The organism is Scytonema sp. UIC 10036 (assembly GCF_009725235.1).
This window is the reverse complement of the sequence record NZ_WJFC01000042.1, coordinates 1-20,864: the sequence shown is the minus strand read 5'-3', so window position 1 is coordinate 20,864 and position 20,864 is coordinate 1. Positions and strand designations below refer to the sequence as shown.

At 43.6% G+C, this 20,864-nt stretch carries 9 protein-coding genes; 1 reads left to right on the top strand and 8 read right to left on the bottom strand.

Annotation, left to right across the window (positions count from 1 at the left end):
• Positions 1 to 13 precede the first annotated feature (13 nt).
• The 7 genes from F7734_RS20580 to F7734_RS20550 form a co-directional block, all read right to left on the bottom strand.
• Complete coding sequence (locus F7734_RS20580; protein ID WP_155746415.1) at positions 14 to 2,125, bottom strand: UvrD-helicase domain-containing protein; 2,112 nt, start codon at positions 2,123 to 2,125, stop codon at positions 14 to 16.
• Positions 2,125 to 8,634, bottom strand: coding sequence for a DEAD/DEAH box helicase (locus tag F7734_RS20575; protein ID WP_155746414.1), 6,510 nt, complete (start codon positions 8,632 to 8,634; stop codon positions 2,125 to 2,127). The genes F7734_RS20580 and F7734_RS20575 overlap by 1 nt, the downstream gene beginning before the upstream one ends.
• A 162-nt stretch (positions 8,635 to 8,796) precedes the next feature.
• Positions 8,797 to 9,621 carry a nucleotidyl transferase AbiEii/AbiGii toxin family protein gene (locus F7734_RS20570; protein ID WP_155746413.1) on the bottom strand — a complete coding sequence of 275 codons (825 nt, stop codon included), beginning with the start codon at positions 9,619 to 9,621 and terminating at the stop codon, positions 8,797 to 8,799.
• Positions 9,622 to 9,627: 6 nt separating this feature from the next.
• A complete protein-coding gene (locus tag F7734_RS20565) occupies positions 9,628 to 10,695 on the bottom strand; it encodes a type IV toxin-antitoxin system AbiEi family antitoxin (protein WP_155746412.1) in 1,068 nt (355 codons plus the stop codon).
• A 64-nt stretch (positions 10,696 to 10,759) separates the two neighbouring features.
• Positions 10,760 to 15,556: a hypothetical protein gene (locus F7734_RS20560; RefSeq protein WP_155746411.1), complete on the bottom strand. Its 4,797-nt coding sequence runs from the start codon at positions 15,554 to 15,556 to the stop codon at positions 10,760 to 10,762.
• Positions 15,556 to 18,606, bottom strand: a complete 3,051-nt coding sequence (locus tag F7734_RS20555; RefSeq protein WP_207714157.1) for a DEAD/DEAH box helicase — start codon at positions 18,604 to 18,606, stop codon at positions 15,556 to 15,558. The genes F7734_RS20560 and F7734_RS20555 overlap by 1 nt, the downstream gene beginning before the upstream one ends.
• Before the next feature lie 493 nt (positions 18,607 to 19,099).
• A complete protein-coding gene (locus tag F7734_RS20550; protein WP_155746410.1) occupies positions 19,100 to 19,285 on the bottom strand; it encodes a hypothetical protein in 186 nt (61 codons plus the stop codon).
• On the opposite strand from F7734_RS20550, the gene F7734_RS20545 reads away from it, so the two are divergent.
• Positions 19,232 to 19,783 carry an NmrA family NAD(P)-binding protein gene (locus tag F7734_RS20545; protein WP_347566249.1) on the top strand — a complete coding sequence of 184 codons (552 nt, stop codon included), beginning with the start codon at positions 19,232 to 19,234 and terminating at the stop codon, positions 19,781 to 19,783. The two genes, F7734_RS20550 and F7734_RS20545, sit on opposite strands and share 54 nt — an antisense overlap.
• A gap of 706 nt (positions 19,784 to 20,489) precedes the next feature.
• Here the strand turns inward: F7734_RS20545 and F7734_RS66175 are convergent.
• Positions 20,490 to 20,582: a hypothetical protein gene (locus tag F7734_RS66175; RefSeq protein WP_347566248.1), complete on the bottom strand. Its 93-nt coding sequence runs from the start codon at positions 20,580 to 20,582 to the stop codon at positions 20,490 to 20,492.
• Between the last annotated feature and the right edge of the window lie 282 nt (positions 20,583 to 20,864).

The following is a 20,864-nucleotide window of genomic DNA, read 5'->3' as shown; positions in this document are numbered from 1 at the left end:
TTTAAGAAGCTAGTTATGCTTTTATTGTCACCCCGACGAGAACTTGTCTCTTGTCATATAAACCGACACAAACTAAAAGACGTTCTCTAGCACGGGTTGCTGCAACATAGCGCTCGCATCTTTCAAGTAATTCTGCTGTAGCAAGATGATTCATCGCATCGGATTCAGTTGTACATCCCATTACGATCGCTCGAAATTCCAAACCTTTGATTCGCTTCATTGTACCAAGGCGAACCCCTGGTTCTTCTGGTCCTGGATCTTCTTCTCGTGGTTTGAGTTCAAAGGTTAAAACACCTTCAGTTTCTAAAGCAGTTCGTATTGCTGGTTTGTAGGGAGTGATACAGATTTCATAAGCAGCAAACCCTTCCTCTGTGATTAGCTGTTTTACCCAATTAACAATACGTTTTGCCTCTTCTTTCTCATCCGTACACCTAACAATCTCTGGTTGAGGACCTTTAAAAACAGAGCGATCGCCTACAATTGTAGTCTGTCCGTTGTTCAAATCGTCAACTGCAATACCTTCAAGGATAGATTGAGCAAACAGCCGAATCTGCTCGCTGGTACGATAATTGACTTTTAATTGCCGGGAGCGACCTGTGACATGAATGCCTGCTAAACTTAAAGGTACTTTTGTGCGATAAATGCGTTGATGTCCATCCCCAGCCACACATAGAGGATCTGACAATCCTTGATTCACTTGGCTCAGTGCAGCAATTAACTTCAAGGCTTCTAGGCTGAAATCTTGTACTTCATCGGCTAAAACGTGCCTAAATGGGGGAAAATTACCTTGCTCAACTGCAAATCGTGCTTGATGAATTGCACCTTCAAACGTCAGGAGATTTCGCTTGAGTAATAAGCGTCTAAAAGCCTGGAATACCTTCCACGCTTCACGCCGTTCTTTTCTACCCATACGGGGTCGCCCTGTACGCAAAGTTGTTAAATAAGCTTCTTCAGAATCAACTCCATTAGCATCTATTACAAGGTCAAACTCCTTTTGGAGTTCTGCTTTCGACATTGGTAAATTAACAATATTTGGGTCTTCCCACACCTCTTCCCAAAGGTCATTGAGTTCTTCTGGAGACACAATCCGTCCCTTCCATCCACTACGAGCGCAAATAGTACGAGCAAGCTGATTTAAGTTAGTAACTTCTATATGTTCTGCTGCAATTGGATCGAGACGGCGCAAATAGCTTTTGATAGTGACAGATAAGTTAGTTGTAAAAGTCGTTAGGAGTATCCGTTCCTTGGGATTGTGTAAATGCTTAGCTAAGTAAACAGCACGGTGCATGAGTGCAACAGTCTTACCAGTTCCGGCTGCACCTGTAATACTCATAGGTCCGTTGGTTCTCCACTCAACAATCTTCTTTTGTTTGGGATGGAGGAAAATCCGCCATTCCTCTAAAGAACCTCCTTCTAGCATTGTCTTGAGAGCCTCTTCTCCTTCCACGACCACTAAATCTCGGTTTGGTCTTTGAGTTAACTGAGAAAAGTCTCCCGGACCCGCAATGGTGACAGGTTGATTGCTGTCTGTATCTGTTCCCAATGCTTGAGCTAGGGCTGCGTCTAGTGATAAACCAGCGACAATCCCCAAAAGAACTTCATAGCACTCTGACGGCAAATATTCGCTCAGAACGTCTAGATCGCGATCGCTATTCACCTGGCGAACTGCTGGGATAAGTAGTTTTGGCACTCCGGCATGGAATAAGTCATCATCAGTAAGGGATGAGAGGGGATAATCTGGAACTTTTGCGATCGCAGGGTTAGCATCTTGCAATGCTTGTGTCGTTTCTTGAACGTCAAAGATTTGGAATGCTCCAGTAATGCCATGCACTTCAAAACGCTTGTTTTTTGCCCAAGCATAGGCACGGTCATGGGAATCAACATGAACTAGCAAGAAAGTATCGCCTTGTTCGGGTGCGATGACAATAGCCCGATAACCATCTGGTAAATCCGCACCTCGGACTTTTGGATCGAGCATAATTTCTTTCAACCCATGCAATCCAATTGTTGGGTCCCAAGGATTTTTTTGAAACTTTTCAATCAGTTCTGGAACTTTTTTCTGAACTTTTGTAGGTAGTTTGTAAAAACGTTTTAGCACTTCCGCGTGCATCATCAATTGAGCCATCAGGAATTCCCCCTTGTTTCAGTACTAACGAGTTCAATTAAAAAAGCAGTACCCTTTGCCTGCAATTCATCAGCTGTCACTACAGTCCAACCATTGGCTTGCCAAGCGGAAACGAATAAGGTTTGGTCTCCGGCTAATACGGCAATTGGTGGCGATGTCATCACCCACGCCAACTCTGCTACTGCAGTGCTATCAATGGCTTCATCTTCGTAAGCAGCTTGAGGTATTGGCACTCCCGCCACAGCAAGTTCATCGATCGCAGATTGGAGTGATGGAATGACCTCCGCTCGAATTTCAGCCCATTCACCGTTAGTCGCGATCGCACTGGTACTGGGAAGTACATCAGGTGCAGTACCAGCCTCAACTTCTGAGGTTGTGAAAAACGCAAACGCACCACAAAACTGCAACAAGTTTAAGCACGTCAAAAACTTGCGCCACCGGGGACGGTAGGTTTGGCTTGCTGAACGCTCCGTTTCACTATCCCCCAAACGCGCCGTAACCCGCACTTGGTCGCGTCGATTTGCCAAACAATCAGCAATTGTTGATAGAGCAATGACATCCGTACCACCGCTTGTTCTGTCATAGCAAACCCACTCACCAGAATCAATACTGGGGGGAACAATAAAATCTTGACCGTTGCGCCAACGATCGAGAGCATTACGCAATGTCGCTTCAGCATGGACGCGACTTGCTGCTAAGACTTCTAGGGGAAATGCGGCTATAAACTCTGCCAAACGACGCCAACCACTTGCTTCTGGACGTTGGATAAATGCTGTCAACTGTTGCCAAGCATTACCAATAGCTAATCTTCCCACAGGCATAGTCAAACCCTTGCTAATGGCTGTGGTAGCGAAAATTTCAACTTTTGCTGCTATTTGTTGAGGAACAACTAGAAATTCCTCTAAATTGGTTGCACTTAGGTCATCCCATGTTAAATTCCAAATATGGTAGCGACCTGATGCTAAAATAGATCGTCGCTTCACCATGTCATCTGCTAATCGATTGGTTTCTACATGGAACTCAAAACCATCTGTAAATATGGCAACGGGTAGAATGGACTCATCATCAGCACACCGTAACATAAAGTCAGGTTGACAGCAAATAGCAACTCCTTGAGAGAGTCGGAGTTGTGGCTGTAACTCAAGTTCCCAGGTGCGGTTAGTGTTGGGTAAACTAAAGCGAAAACCCGTTTTCCCAAAGACTAGGGTTGTCTCCCAAGAACCGTTATGCTCGTTCACCCATTCTTCCAGTTTGTTCATAAACCTCCGCTCTAAAGCACTGCCAAGCAGGAATTTGTTGGGAATTTCAGTTAACGCCCGATGTTCCTGTCGGAGATCGCCTGCTGTAAGGAGTTGCTTGAGTAATTTGATACCTCGTTCCCGGCTAATTGAAGTTGCACTGTGTTGTTGGGAGTAGGTGCGGATGCAACGATAGCAACCATCGGTATCGCGATCGCTGTCTTTTTCACTCAGTCTTCCACACCGACAGGTTTCTAAAGCATCTAAAGCACGCTGCATAACTGTTATAATGCCTTCACCAGTACGTCCGGTAGCATCAGTTTCTTGAAACAGGGTTTTGAGATAACCTGTACCACCAGGAACTCGGTCTAGAATAATTAAATAATCGCGTTGTAGATTGTTTTCACCATCAGGGAGTCGCTGGGGAAAGATAGTCAGGTGGCTGGGGTTACCTTCAAAACGCAGTCGCAATCCCAGTAACAAACAAGCTTCGAGGGTAGCAATTTCGTCATCGCTTAAGGAGGGGACAAGAATCCGAATTGCTTCGGAACGAATTTCGCGATAGAGATACACGGATTCTGCCTTAAAAGAATTCAAAGAGCGACCTTCGGCTTTGGCTTTTTCTTGTCGCCGCCGAGCAGAACAACTGCGGCGATGGGTCACTTGTTCAATAGATTTTCCTGGTGTAGCAACAACACCACAATCTACGCAGACTTGGAAGCCTCGATCGGGAGCAGGTCCTTCGGGACCAAAAGCAACACTACCTGCTTCGTCAAAATAACCAACGTTAACTTCACGTAAAACGACGGCTGCACGATATTCAATGCCAAAGGGTAGGGTTTCCTCGCCGACTGCTCCTGTTGGCGCATCCACTGTTAAGTCAAAACTCCGTCGCCGTTGGTAAAAGGTATGTTCTCGTTCATCAGAGCGATCGCTTGACAGACTATCGTATTGCTCCATAACGGAAATTGCTTCCGAACGAGAAAATTCAACGAAAGAGCGATGTTGACCGATATCTGCTTGACTATCATGGCCACCATCATAACCGCATTGCGGACAGGCAGGTTCTTGGTTAATATTACTAGATAAACGCATATGTCCGCATTGACCGCAAATTGCCCAAGTTTCTGTAAGCGGTTCTTCTTTACTACCAATAGAAATTTGTTGAATTTCAAATTGGCGTTGGTGGGTATAAAAGAAATTATGGGGTGCGAGTTCCCGCAGCGCAGTTGCGGCTGGTCTAACGATTTCAATTGGGGGAACAGGATTTTCTGTGACTCGGTGGCGATTATAGACTGAACCATAAAAGCGTACACCTGATTCCGGGAAAGCATAATTTGGTAAAAGTCCGTGGTCAGTCAGCAACTCTAGGGTTGTGATTCGAGAAAGGCTATTTTGTCTGCCTTTGAGGACTCGCAGTTCGTCTTCAATTTCCCGTCGGGCTTCTTCTTCATGTTCTTCTAGCTGCGACTTTTGATTCTGCAATCTTCGGCGGGCGTTTTCTATCTCCCGTCGCTGACGGTCAAATTCGTTAGCAACTTTACGAATCCGTTGTAAAAGTAATTCGGTTGCAGTTTCGCTATAAAACCGTGTTTTTGTATCTTCTCTAATTACATCTGTAAAACGTGCTAAAAAAGATTGCTGCAATTGTACTTGATTTTGAGCTACCCAATCCATGAAACTGGGAAAATGACCGTTTGTGTTTTCCATATCTCGGATAAAGAGTGTACCAGTCCGAGGAAGTTCCACCAACTGCCCGGTTTTAGCAGCAGAGTCAAAACAGTAAGCTAAATATTGGCGCACCAGTACGGCTGAAGCATCAACCCAGCATCCCGGTGCATCCACTTTGCCACGGAGCATTTCTACGGGACGAGCATAAAAGAAAAGGTCATGGGGTTGATGGTTGATGACGGAAACAATTAAGGCTGTACCTGTTGCTCGTCCGGCGCGACCAATGCGTTGCAGGTAGCTAGCAGTTGTAGGTGGAATTGAACAAAGCATGGTGCTCGATAGGTCGCCAATGTCAATCCCCATTTCTAAGGTGCTGGTACAAGTAAGCACATTTGGGTCGTCAGTATGTTCGCTACGGGAGAAGGTACGCTCTAGTTGTTCTCGTTCCTCAGTGGCTAGCAGTCCTGTGTGTTCGTTGGCAATGACTCGACGTAAAGCACCTTTACGGTAGCGGTCTTGGTAGTATAATTGTCTTCTGGTAAAGTTTTCTTGAGAGTAGGCTCCGTTTTTGGCACTATACTCTAAACTGGGAGCGCCAACCCACAAGCTTGCTTCGTTGGCAGGTCGGACTATCTGACGCCCTGTTTCCGAGCAAATAAAACGGATTCCGTTGGGTACTAGCCGCACGGCTGCTGGATTAATGGCGTAGTAAATTTTATGACTATCTGTATGGAGTCGAAGTAAAAGCTTTGTTGTCTCTGCGGCTTCGTATAGTAGGCGGAGTAAGTCAATCGCCTCGGCTTCTGTCATGGGAAGGTTGAGCGCCCGATGTGTCCAGCGAATATGCCAGGGCTGTGTATTCCCGGAGGTGTTACCAAAGATAAAGTCATGGTGTTTATCAGCACGAGTTACCATTAACTTGGGTCGGTAACGGGTGAGAGGTGGGTGAACTTCTCGACCGGGAATTGAGCGTCCAAAGGGGGCTTTTCCCCAATAGTTTTTCTGTGCTAAATCTTCTAAGTAAAAATGCCCCAATGCACCGCGCAATCGGTAGCGGTAAAGCAGCCCTAGTAACCAGCGACGGAGGTTGTCTGGATTGAGGTCTCGCAGTTGTGTGTCCACAGACTCAATGCGATCGCGTATCTGCTGAACTGTCTGTTCAATTTTCTGCCAATCCCATGCAACACAGGCGGAACCACTTGCTTCTATTGTCCGCCCCCGCAGTAACATGATGCCAAACTCATTTGTCGCTTGCCAAGTGAGGCGTGTTTCAATGTCAAAGGCTAGAGATTTCGGAGGATGGGTTAATTTAGGATTGTTGCGGTAATTGAGATAATCTTGGTAACTGTGCAGGTCTGGAGGTAGTAAAGCTGAGATTGCTTTTTTCATAGTTCCGGGTCGCCCAAATCCGGGAGTACCCCACCACTCCAACAAGCGCCGCCCAACTTCCGGTAATGGTATACCCTCTGCACCTGCATGGTCAATGACTCGTTGTAGTGCGGTACGGAAGGAGAAGTTATAAGTCCGGGCGGAAAGAAAACCAGCGCGGTGGGAAGCATCTTGAACGCTATCGGTAAAGGCGAGGAGTTTGGGATCGCTGTTGAGCATAGACCCGAATAACTCATCTACCATCACACTGGAAAGTGTAGCTGAACGGGAACCAATAATGAAAATGCCTTCTCGCGAACCGCAGCAAGGACAAGCTTGAACTCCTCGCAGGGAACCATTTTCTAGTTTTTCCACATCTTGGTTAAAGGCAACTCGAAAGCGGCGAGTATCTTTTGTTAAGGGACAAGCGCCTTCTCCTTGGCGTAACACTAAACTGGCGGGATGCAAGTACCATGCACCGAACAAATTTCCTGTATTAATTGAGCCATTTTCATCGGGGACAATCAGTACAATCCGAGAGTCGTGAGTCCCATTGCGACCAAACCACCCATTATAGATCGTCTTGACATCATTGGTTAGCTTAAAACCTTGAACTCCTTTGGCGTTGACTGCAGCTTCTGACTGTCGATTTTGAAAACCAATCCAACCAGAAGCACCGCATTCGTTGCATTGGAAGGGGGGAAGAATTGGTTCTGGTGAGGGTTCGTCTAACCAACCAAATTCCGGTTTCTCGGAGACAATCCGACCAATGCGGGCTAGTTCTCTTACCCAAAGCTGTACCTGGGTGGGAACTAGGGGAAATGCTCTATTGCTGCGGATTTCTTTAGCATGGGCAACAATGGCAAAGAAGGCGGTTATAATGCGTTTGCGTTCTTCGCGATCGGGAACAGCAATAAAGGAAAAGTCTTTGGCTGCTAAGCTTTCCGCCAGCTTTGTCCAAGTGAGGGGACCTTCAAAGGAACATTCGGCTGTATCAAAGAGTTCCAGCAGGTGCTTGAAGAGTTGTGTCCCTTTTAACCAGTCTCCCAGTGCAATTGACCAACTCTCAACGGCGGCGGTGCGATCGCCTTTTATAGGTTCTTCAAACTGTGGTCCGCCCCAGAGTTGTGCTTGGCGGATAGCATAGGCTGTAGCATCTTCATCTGCGTGAGGGGTGCAGTCTTCGGGGGTGGGTAAATCTAGGGAAATTAATTCTTCGTCAGGTTTGACAATTTCTTCCACCGTCAGTCTATCTTCGACAATGACTGCTTCGGTGGGTATGTCTTCTTCAAATAAAGTACTGGCAAAGCGGGCTAGGCGATCGCCTCCTGTTTCCATTGCATCCATAGAAATCAAACCAGTAGCGCGATCGCTTCTGTCTCGGTCATCCATTGTGGCGCTAGTACCAACAATGCAGAGGTTCCCTTTGGGTATGGCGAGTCGTTCTTTTAGTCGTCGGATCAAACAAGCGACATCTGCACCTTGAGCACCATCATAGGTATGCAGTTCGTCTAGTATTAGATATTGGAGTGTGTTGGGTTGATTGTAGCGCCAGAGTTTCTGGTCTTGTGGTCGCAGCAGGAGAAAATCCAGCATTTTGTAGTTGGTTAACAAAATGTCGGGGGGGTTGTCCAGTTGGGTTTCGTGGTTGGTGATTCCGTGGTCTTTACCCATATTGGTTGTCCCGGAGTCTTTAGAGGTGGGGTCACTGGGGTCGTAGCGTCCAGTGTAAGTACCAACACGGATACCTGCTTTTCTTAGGGCTGGATTGTCCCAGATGGCTTTGGCGAAGCGCCGTTCTTGGTCGGTAGCGAGGGCGTTCATGGGGTAGAGGACAATGGCTTTGATTCCGGGGTGTCTGGCTTGTTTGGCTCGCAGAGTGTGGTCTAGCAGGGGGTAGAGGAAGCATTCTGTTTTCCCAGAGCCAGTACCAGTGGTGATGAGCGTGGGTTCTGGTTTGTGGTTTTTGCTGGTTAAGCGTCTCCAAGCAACGCTTTGATGGCGAAAGGGAAGGAAGGGAATGCTGAGGTCAAAGGGGGGGGTGTAAGGTTTGTTTACCAGCCGGAATGGACGCCGCAATTGTACCCAGGGTCCTTTGAATAGTCCTTGTTCTGGATCTTGGAGGAATTTTTCAAAGGCTTGGCTGACGGTGCGATCGCGAAAGTCGAAGGTGGATTGCAGGTAGTATAGGACTTGGCGGCGGATGTTTTCGGCAATATGGGCTGGTAGCATGGTGTATGAGGATAGTTGATGAGTGGGGTTAGGGGTTGTTGCTCCTTTTTGGCAAGATTACCTATTTAAAAAACCGCAGAGGCGCAGAGGACACAGAGGTAAGAGTTAGAGAGATAGTGGTAATTTGAGGGTATGTTGGGAGTGGTTTTTCAGATAAATTAGTTAAATTGGAGGATTTTCTAGACCATATTGGAGGGCTTGAAAGCGTTTAACGAGTTTATTGAATGCTTCATCCCAGGTATTGGCTTCTAAATACTTGGGTATAAATTGTGGTAAGTACTGATTCTTATTATCTATAATTTGAGTAATTATTTGATTGAGTTTGTTTAAGGTTTGATGGCTAAATAGGGTGCGTATCTCTCGACCAATTAGAATAATTGATGCTTCATCAATTTCAAACTGTCCTGATGAAATTTCATCTAAAAGTTCTTCAAATACTCTTTCTTCTTCCTGATAATTTTGAAGAACTAAAATAATGTCTTCTAAGTCTTTGTTTTCTCGGCGTTCATTCCAAGCTAGTAATTTTAAAGCTATAAAAGCATAAAGACTTACAACCCTAATTTCAATATCATCTATTTTTTCAATTTGTGTATTTATAAAAGTTTCTTCTAAGCCTAAAGTACTCATTTGATTACCATCAGACCAAGTAATGGTGTGTTCTTCATTACTGATTTCACCAAAGGGAATAACATCAACTTCTATTCCAGTGTTAATATGTATAAATTTATGGATAACATTGGTTTTTTTAAATTTAGGAGCATCGCCAGCCGTCATTTTAGTTACTAGGACATCATATTTATCCCAGTTTTCCAGTTTTACTGCTACATCCCAATCTGTAGTTGCTCGACCTTGAATTTTATATTGACTGTCAAAAATTAACAATCTTGCTTGAGCGCCTATCAACAACATTGGAATTTGTAATGGCGCTATAATAGCTTTGAAATCACTGAGAAATTGTTTTGTATCTAAATTTAGTGGTTCATTCATGACGTTTTATATCAGTGATTTTTCTTTTTTATAAATATATTGATTGTAAAGTCGATTAGCTGTTTCTTTTAAACGCTCATCTGGATTTAAAGCTAATTCGGCATGAATTAACAATGGATTGACAACAGGTTTATATTCATAATCTTTATAATTATTCTGAGTTCCAAATTGTCTGAGAATGGTAATGCTTCCTCTTGGGTCTGGTTTAAGGCGTAACTGAGTGGTTATTATGCGATAATTTTCTTGCTGTGGGATATGAAGAACTGCGCTGATTGGTTGTAAGTATTCTGTCAGTAGAGCAGCACCTAATTCTCCACCAATTAATATTGAGTGAGTTTTAGCTGATTCTAATAATTTGTTACTAATATCAGAAAATTTTAGGTTTCCTATGGGTGTAAATGTATCTATTAAAAGTTCTGACCTTAAATTCTCTATATAGCCCATTTCCCATCTTTCTAGAAGTTTTGTAAAATTTTCGATTCGATATTCTCTACCGCTTTGACGTTGTAAATAATTCAATTCATACAAAGAAGTTAAACTGCGTTTGACAGTTTTCACATCAACCCCAGCAACTTCTGCTATAATTTGCAAATCTTTTTTCAATATAGAAGGGTTTTGAAGTAGGGCGTATGCTACTTTCAAAGTACTGGGAGTGATTTTAGCAGCAGAGGATGATTTCTTGTTTTGAATTGAATTGCTCCTAAGTAAAATATAGAAGTAGGAATTGTTTAGATAAATATTGCCTGTAGTGTCCAGAAACTCAATATTTTTATCCAAAAGTTCATTAACTACTGCATCAGATAGTGTGTCTGTCACAAGTAATGGTCTTTGGCTATCATTCAGGTGCTCTTTGAGATGATTGAGATAGTCAAGTGTTGAATCGAGTGTTTCCAGAGTTAGGGGAGATTTGATTTCAACAACATATTTTATTTCATGGTAAGGTGTGGATATAGTCAGCAGTCCATCAGCTAGAATCTCCCCTAGAAAAGGTTCTATGGTTGCTGTTGTCTTAATCTGGGGTAATTCTTCCAGATGTTGCAAACATTTTTGTAGCCAGGGATGTTTTGGTTGCATAGCAAATAAGAGTTTTGATGTTCCTGATAATTTAATTCAACCTCAAATCAAGTTTTTCGTTACACTAGACCTCCTTTATGCCGTATCGCCTTTTAAACACGTCATAGGCAATTCTGTAATCTTCTTCCCTGTCAACTTTGGTAAATGGTGGATAGAAGGTTTTGGTGACTGTTTCTAAGCCATCGTTGATTTGCCAACTGATGGTGAGGGGAGTAGTCCCATTCCAGTCTTTGCGGGCTTCGCGGACTTCTTTCCCTCCCGCAGTTTTACGGTCAGTACTGGGGAGGCGTTGACCTTTGGCATCATACTCATCTGCAAGTTCGTATTGCCGCATGACGGGGAACTGTACGCGATAGATGGTGTTAAGTTCATCAAGAGATAAACCGAGGGCGAGGGCTACCAGTACATCAATTTCCAAAAGGGCTTGGCGGCGGGAGTAGTCGCTGCGGAGGGGGGAATGCCATGTCCACTGCTGGGGGTCGAGTTGATGCCAAGGTGCCTCAAAGGAGTCTAGCATCGGGTTCTCTACTGCCCAGTTATCTTGGGGCATTCTAGTGAGGGCGACGGATGACCAAAGGTTGGCGTAGGCACGGGTGAGGGCGTTGAGGCGTAATCCCCGGTGCATGATGGGGGTGAGGTGAGGGTTTTGAATTTGAGGTAGGATACTTAAGTCTGAACTATAAATATTTGTTCTACCTAAGATACGTATAAAAAAGTCCGAAATAATTGATGCGCTTTCAGCAGCAAATCCAACTAAATCAAATGTATTTTGAAATTTAGTAGAACAAACTGCATGAATATGGGTAACTCCAGGTGGCATGATAGCACTGATTAATGTTCTCTCAGTGCTAAGACTTGCCATAATTCTATTAACAAATCTGTAATGAGCAGTAACTTCAGTATTCTTCCAAGTAGGAATAGCTGCATTAAATGCAGTGCGATCGCCCTCCTTATTCCCAGGACGATAAACTGCTCGTGGCAAATAGTCTTCAGGTATTACTGTTAAATCGATATCATCGTAAGCACCTTTGGATTGACAAACAGGGCGTGGAGTTTTGTTTAAAGGAGTTCCAACATAAAAGTGAGGTCCGCTAACAACCCATTCAGAGGTATTTTGTGGCTGAAAACTAGGATTATCTTGCCGTGTAAGAATTCCATCCCGTTGAGAGTAGGTTTCATCAAACATAACTGTGGCAGAGTATTTGCCCTCTAGCTCAGGAAGCCACTTTGGTGATTGACTAATTTTTTCGATAACTGTTACCAATTGGCGGGCGTGTACTTGTGGTAAGCGAGTTTCGATAATTGATACCGTAGAGTCCTCAAGTAAAGCATGAAATATTTCTAAAGTTTTTTCTGTGATATGAACAATGCGATCGCAATGACCTTTAGTTTCCCAGATAGCATTATCTGTTTTTAGTCCTGGAATTGAATCTTGAGGATTAGTATGAGTGCGACAAGCAGATATAGTGATAGGAGTATAAAGGTTAACTAGCTGTATAAAATCGATACTAGTAGGAGTTCCTCGAAAAACATTTAGGCTGAAATCTGCTTGATCGCCAACATCTTCAAAGAGCTTTAACTCGTTCTTAAGGTGATAGTGTCCTACTAAACGAGAATAGTATACTGCTCGGAATTGACCACCTTTAGGATCGTCATATACACCTTCTGGATGTAACAATCCACCAAAGCCATTTTTACTAAGTAAAGCCCAACTTTTTACAATAAAATTCTTATACAGATTTGTCTGACTTCCCCGCAAAGCCTCATACAGTCGGTGACAATTCAAAAAAGCAACCGTTCCCAAACTGGATTGTTGAGCCTCTAAATAAATTCTTATTGTTGATTCCTCTTTTAAAACTTGAGGACGTTCTTTGTTAAACTCTGCACTTCTAGCATCTCTTACACCTAAAATCGGATTGAAATCACTTAACAATGCTGCATCAGCCCAAGATACCTTTAACCAGGGAGGGTTTCCTAAAATGACATCAAAGCCTTTGGACTGACTTGCATCGCATCCCAACACTTCTGGAAATGCCAACTCCCAATGCTGAAACCTCTCTTGTTCTGCAATGTCTCTACTGACTCGATACCAAGCTACCGCAGCACACAATAGATCGGTATCCAAATGAGTTTGTGCAGTTGCTTTCAGCAAATTTGCCCCATCAAAATTCAATCGATAGGCTTTAATGCTCAAATCTCCTTCTCTCGCCAATAATATTTGTGCTGCTTCTAAATAATCTTCCCGTTTTGGTAGCGCTTCTACCGCATCCATTGACCAGAAAAACAACGCACACCAAGAGTCCATTAACAGTTTCAACCGTTGAAAACTGCCGGAGGTTGATTCTAACTTCGCTTTCACTTCTTCTTGTAAAGCAAGGCTGGGACCGGGTTCAGTTGTTGGTCGTTGGGGCCATACGCTACCGGGGCAAGCAGTTTTCTTTAATGCGGCTAATCTTTCTTTAGCATACTGCTGTTCGTGTTGGTCAATTAAATCGCTAATACTTAAGGCTAAATTTACCTCTGCTTCTGTCCACTTGCTTTTAACTTCTTTTTTCACCCAGTCTTTTGCTTTCTGCACTTCCTTGGGTTGAAACTGTTTCACCAAGCCATCACCAGAGGTTGGCACCATATCAGGGTCGAATACCAGATAGTGATAAACTTCGTTTTTGCCTCGCTGTTCTCCTGACTTGAGTTGGCGGGGTTCTACCGCCTCATGACCGCTTTTGAGATGCACTCCCGCCAGCAATTGCGCTTTTGTCCACACCGCCCGTCGTGCGCCAATTAAACTGTTACCTGTTCTGAGTCGCAAGCCAAACCAAGGTGTTGCACCCCGTACCCATTCTTCCTGTCCTTCTTGATGAACTAATTTCGCCCGGTGCATAGAGTTCAACCACAGAGACAGCGCCCCTAATTCCACTGCTGTAGGATTGAGGTCTACGCCGTAGAGGTTACGAGTGGTGATGTAGTGCTTAACGCGACGCAATTCATCCGGGTAATCCGAAGGTTCTATGGATTGTCCTAGTTGCTTTTGCTTCAATTCCAGGTACTTCTGTGCCAATTGGTTTGCTGCTTCATTTAAGAACGCACCGCTTCCCATTGCTGGTTCACAGACGGTTAATTGCAGAATTTTGTCTGCATCTTCTGGTGTATAATCTTTTAATAAGGGTCGCAGTGTTTCTTCAACTAAACACTTTGTCAGCACTTCTGGGGTGTAATAAGAAGCACTCTGTTCTCTATCTAATCCCGACAGGTGCAAGATAAATGACCCTTTGGTATAAATCCTTGGTTTACCATCTCCCAGGCGTTCTACCTCATCTTTCTTAAACTCCTCCAGTCGCTCTTTGGGAACAAACCAGGTTTGAGTTTTGGACTTGCTAAATTCATCTTGGGCGCGTTTTACTTGGATGAAATCCTGCTCTGCAAACATCCCTTTATAAGACAAAAGCCCCTCATAGACCGCCCCTAGCTGATTGATGCCTAAGTCTGCATAGTTAACCCTTCCAGTCGTCTTGGTTTTTTCGTCGTAGCTGAGAGAAAGGAGGCGAATCACTTGTTGCAAGCAGTGGTTCGATAGTTGCGCCCGGTTCAGTAAAGGGGTGGCTTTAGGGTCAAAAAGTGTCGCGGTTAGAGGTGGTATTTCAAAGCTTCGCGGTTGTTCGGTCAATTGCAATTGCAATTGGTTGGGATTATTTTCCTGTTGTCGGGGATGAAATCCTTCATGGACAAGGGTGAAAAGTCTATCTAAGTGTGTTTGAAAATAAGTTCCTTCAGCAGATTGTCCGGAAAGTGGTACTAACTCCAAATCTCGCAACGCTTCCAAGCTATAGCCCAAGCGGTAAGCATCGTCATTGATAGGTAAAATACCAAGTTCCGTCCCATGTGCTTCTGCATAAAAGCAGAAAATCAACCGATATACAAAGGTTAGGGCTTCATGACGCAGTTGTTCTGCGGTGACGGTGGTTGAGCCATTGGGTAGTGCTTGCTCTGGGCGCAGGTTAATCATACCTAAATTACGACGACGACGATCGCTTACCCATTCATTCGCCAATAACTCAATTGCTTCCCGAACTGCTACCTGTAGGTTTTCTGTGACTCCATGAGCAAGTTTGTGGCTTTGTTCTCCTAAAGTATCGTGCAGTAATTCCGTAGATTCACTGTCTGGTGCTAGTGTTTCTCGTGACAAGAAAGTGGCGATTTGCTCAAAGGTTGCTTTTTCATTACGACCAAAAGCTTCATCCAAATCAAATGCTAACCAACGCCCGTTAGCATAGGTTTTGCGGTCAACTAGCAGTATTCTACTCCCCGCCAACAGCATCACCCAACGTGGCGCGTCTTCGATTTTAAAAATCTCACCTATGGCTCGACCCCAATCACCTTGAACCAGTTTGTGGTGAGAATCTACCAACTGTGCTGTTAATAGTTCCTTTTCCAGAGGATCTTCGCTAGCAACTCCATCTGGTAAACTCCCATCTGGGATACAAAATATACTTTCACATATTATCAGCCAAGGTTGACCAAAGCGCTTTAACAATCCCAGGATTGGAATATAAACATCCTCTGTTTCCACAGGTAAGTCCATTGCTTCCAAGTCATCATACCCAAGTGCTTGTAACAGGTAGGAGTGCCAAGATTGAATTTCGGCTCCTGCATTTCGCCTGTAATACCAATTTAATTCTTCAATTGCTTGGGCTTTTGCCTTAAAATATCGTTGTCCTAGCTTCTGCAATTGTCGGGGTGATGCTACTGCTCCTGCTTCCTTCCACGACTGGGTAAACTTCTGTGCATCTTTGGAGAAGGTGGTATCGAGGTAGTGAGACGAGTAGTATTCACCTACGTTAAGAATAGCAAAATCCAAAGTCATCACTTCACTCCTTCTATAACCAAAATTAATCGAGTAATGGGGGATTCACCTGGTAATAAGTGCATATCTCGCCAATGCTGCTGTCGGTCTTTGAGATATTTGTCCATCTCATCCCGTTCTCTTTGCAATCGTTTAGCTGAGGCGCTATTTGCGTCAATTCCAGCTAGGTGCTGGTTGATAATATCTTGTCGTTTCTGACTCCACTGTTGCAGTCGTTGCTCTTCTTGTTGCAACAGGGGTTTAACCTTTTCCTGACGCTGTTTTTCTAGCGAGCGCAAATGTTCTAAACTAGCTTCTACTGCTGCTGAAATCAACAGTTCGGCTGCAGCAACTCGCGCTGGTGCTTTTGTGTTTGCAAGTCGTTCAAATCCAGCCGCCGCCAAGGTATCTCGTAGAGGCGCAATTTCACTGCGACCGCCCGGTTGAATACACACAGCATGAGCATTTACAACTAAAGGTGTACCAACTTTAGAAGGAACTTGACCTATGAAACAAAATGCCAGTTCTTTATCTTCTAGTTCTCTGGAAGTGACAATAGGGGCTTCTCCGCGTGCAAACTCCATGAGTAACCGTTCTACCAACCACTGCATAATTGGGTGAGTTTCGCTACACAGTAGTTCTTTAGACCAGTAGCCAGAGGTATTGCGAGCGGCTGTAATTGCATCCTTTACCCGTTCTACACTATCTGTGAGGCGAAACTGGTCGTGTTCTTGCCAAGCTTCTTGAGGAATCGCAGTTGCACCAAAAATGATATCATTTTTCTCTGAAGGCGCACCTAAACGTCTCTTTAAATCGAGAGGTGCGGTGAGTGTAATCATTTGCTCTTCAACTTCGATAGGCAAATACTTAGGATCGGATTCCTGTAAGAGTCCATAAGCTGCTTGCAAAAAATCGAAATCTTTGTAGAAGCGAATGCGATTGCTAGCCAATCCGATATCACGAGGATTAATTTTGGGAGAGGGCGTTTGTGTAGCCGTGCTAGCAGATTCTTCAAGATTATTATTTTCGTCTCCTTCACTTAGCAATAACGCCAATAGGTCATCATCGTCTTTAAGGTTAGCTGTGGAAATAATTAATTCTAATTCTTTGGCTTCAGTGGAAGTTGTTGTACCCTGTTCCGCTCGTTTCTCTAGAACGTCATTATCTCCCTTCAACAAGCCCTGTTCGGCGATGTACTCTGTTTCTTGTTCGGGGTCATACAGTTGAAGCAAGCTTTCTCCAGACCTGGTACTGCGATTAATTTCTTCCACTTTGGTGATTAAACGCTCAAAAATAGCCGAGTCCCCTTTCAGAAGCCCGTTTTTCGTCTCAACCATCAAATACCGCAAAATAGGCGTTTTGGTTTGCCCAATCCGGTCAATTCTCCCGTTCCGTTGAATCAGGGTGATAATAGACCACGGAAGATCGTAGTGAATAACTTGGTGACATTGGTGATGTAAGTTGATGCCTTCAGATGCGACATCTGTTGCAATCATCATTCGTACAGGTGAAGTTTGAGTGCCAAATGCTTCTACTGTTTTCATCAAATGTACATCTGGACAAGCCCCACTGATGGAGGCGATCGCTTGTTTTGGTTGGTCTTCAAATTTCTCGCTATGTTTGAGGTTAAATGCTTGCGCGATCGCAACAGCTAAGGCTTTTTGAGTTTCAACATATTCAGTAAATATAAGGATACGCGGACTATTTTCTTTACCTGTCCAACCAATATTCTCTAGTTGAGCGAGTAACAGATGAAAACGTGAAGATTCCGTTAAGGAAAGATTTTTTAAAGTGACTTCTAACTTTTTCAAATAAGGTAACTCAGGGGATTTTGGGTCTTCTGTCTGTAGCTTTTTAATTCGTTTGCCAACAGTACCTGCACAAGATTCCGGGCTAGAAAGAAACTGTTTATAAAGACCATATTGAATCAAGCGCTGGTTTCTCCAGTCTGAATGCTGTGCAGTTTCTTGTGCTGCTTGAACGGCTTCTCGTAATTCCCCTAAAATACTGTAAGCAGTTTCTTCTGCTTCGGTTGCTTGGTTTCTAGTTTCTGGAAAAGGTACAACCAAGCGATCGCTAAGTTGTTGTCCCACTGGATCGATCTGATGACGTACATCTTCTTTAAAGCGCATCAAATAAAAGCCGCGAATATCCCCTGCATCGTACTCTCGGTAACGAGGATCTGGAATTGCAGATGGGTCTAGTAAGGAGATAAGACGCCCAAAAGTTTCTCGTTTGCCATTATGAGGTGTTGCTGTTGTCAACAACATACTATCTGTACGCCTTGACAATAACCGAGCCAATCGATGTGCCAAATGGTTTTCTGGAACACTTGCGCCTGCAACGTTGTGAGCTTCATCAATCACCACCACATCCCATTGAGTTTCTTCCAAAAAGTGGCGATAGCGCCCAACGTCCTTAAGAGTGTCAATGCTGATGATGACTCGGTGATAAACTTCAAATGGATTTTTGTTTGTTGGAATCCGCAACCTGAGTTTAGCAATACCTTGAGAATCCAAACGTACAAGAGGAATGGCAAAACGATTCCAAAGTTCTGCCTGAAACTGCGTCAGCATTGATTTCTTGGTCAGTACCAAAATGCGATTTGCCCGTCCCCGACGCATCAACTCAGTTAAAATCATGCCTACCTGGATAGTCTTGCCCAATCCAACTGCATCGGCCAATAATAATCTAGGTCGGAGTTGTTCGAGCGATCGCCGCACTGCTACCATTTGAAATGGCATCGGGTCAAATGCACCTAACCCCACTAGATCGGGTTCTTCTCCCGTTGCTGGCATATGTCGCAATTGAGCTTCTAGGAATAACTTGGAACGACGGAAGCCATTTGAATTATCTGGAACCAGCTTTGTTTTACGCGGATCGACTGACTCAATTCGATCGAGTTGCGTCAAAAAAATCGCTTGATATCCCCGCACTAAATCATCAACTCCCACCATATGCACTGCATATTGTGAGCCGATGTCATTAGATGCTTCTACACGCTGTACCAGCCATTCAGCGTCACGGCATAAGACTCGCATTCCAGGAGCGAGGGGAAGGATATTGGACATACATAAGTAACTTGTATAAATAAATACATTGCTACTGTTTGATTCAGACTATGGCTCATAACACGGAAATCATGTTTCAAGTGTTTTTTAGCTTTGGTATAAATTAAACAAGTGCTTCAATATACCTGTATAACACCTTGATTTTCTCCTGTCAATTTTTTAGACTCATTTTTATAATCGATTGTCTATTCCGTAATAATACGGTTAAAGTTTTGGTTTTATCCAGATCTATCAATTGAAATTTGTAATTATAACCAAAAAATATCAAATGTTTCCACAGATACTTGTAATACTACTAATCTAAGTATTTCTAGCATAAAGCAACCCAAGTATATCATTAACTTCCCAACAAAGCGTCACTGGAAGGGTAAATCAAAAATAGTATCTGAAACTTATTGCCCAATTTTACCTTGAGCGATCGCACTGCGCGTCAGTATAAATCGCATTCCGGGTTTGAGGGATAGTGTTCTCTGTGGGCTGCAAAAAGTCATCTTCAGTCCACAACTCCGACTCGTTTTAAAGCAGTCGTTAATTCTGCCATAAATTCAACAAAAGCGCCGACTTTAGCCGATAGGTATCGTTTCTGTGGATAGACCACTGCGATGGGCAATCCAGCGCGAGCAGTGTGGCTTTCCAGAATCGGTTTCAGTTCTCCACGAGCGATCGCCCTGGCTACCATAAACTTGGGAAGTTAAACTATACGTTTATTATGAATGGTGCATTTATGGAAGTGATGTTTGCACCGTTCTTTGGAGCATATGACTTTGAGAACGGTACGGCTGAAGCCTGGGGAGATGGAAATACAAAGATGGATCTGACAACTATGGATGACACAGCCAAATACACAGCTGAAGCGATCGTAGATCCAACTACTATCAACACAACCTTCCAAATTACAGGCGATGAACTTACCAGAAACGAAATTATCGCTGTTTATCAAGAAGTCACAGGTCAGCAATTAACAGCGAAATATCGTGGCACGATTGAAGATTTAAAAGCTCAAATTGAAGTGATGAAGAGCAACCCAAATCCCTGGATGTACATTCGCTTGCAATATTTGTGGTTACTGGAATCTGGCATTAGTAAACTGGAAAATTTGGTGAATGACCGTTATCCACAGATTCATCCAATAACAGTAAGAGAATTTTTTGCGAATCAAATTTCAGTCAATAAGTAGTTGTCGCTAGATAAGCAATTTCAACAATTCAACGGCTCGGTCAGCATCAAATATGTGCGATCCCTTCTAGCAACTACCGAACCGTCATCTCTCCTTCATCCAGGATCGCGTAATGTGCTCCAGAGTCAAGAGCATCTTGCGGCACAGATGTGAGGTAGGCTCCACCCACTGCCACCTTTACCAAATTTCATATGGATGTTTGTCTTGAAACTCGTGTAGAGGAGCAGAAGTAGCTAGACTACTTCTGCTCTTGGATATTTCCCAAACTGGCATTGTTTGATAACAATGGCTACAACGCCAGTAGATATCACCATGACTTATATGACGGAGTAAACCGTATGAACAGCAAGGGCAACTATGATGGCTCCATATAGATTGCCAGCTATATGTAGTTATATTTTCTTGGCTGTTATCAGTGATACTATGAGTTAGTGATGGGTTCGATTTATTTAAGAAATCAGGCATTTTTTTCTCTCCTTTATATTGTTGTGAGACACAGATTTTACAAAAAACCGTGGGACTCACTTGTCGTTTAATCTACAGAAATTTATGAAATACTGTACTCCGTTTTAGCTCTATTAACCTTGAGGTACTGTCCCATCCACTGAGTACCTCTTAGCTCCCGAATTGCTGCTTCTTCAGCACCTGTTTCCATTTCAACAACGACAAATCTTGTTTTTTCGCTAGTTTTATGGTTTATGTATACTTAAATTTTCTTGACAAAACCATGTTCTGAAAATATTTGCATGATTTCGGTTTCTTCAACTTCAGAAGCTAAATTCCTTACATAAATTGACATAAAAAATCTCCCAAATCAAAGGATATATAAATTGAAATCGGCGAGGAGTTTATAAATAATTCCGGTCGCATAACCGAAAATAATTTCTGATAACTTAATTATAGCTTAATCACCAAATAATTGTTGTAACAATAACTCCTAGAGAAAATGGGGAAGCATATTCAGCAATCAGAAAAAAGGCAGGTTGACTTATACCAATTTAATCTGAAGTTGCACATTATTTTTACCCCTCCTAACCTCCCCTTATAAAGGGGAGGAAAATAAATTTCCTGTTTCCCCCCT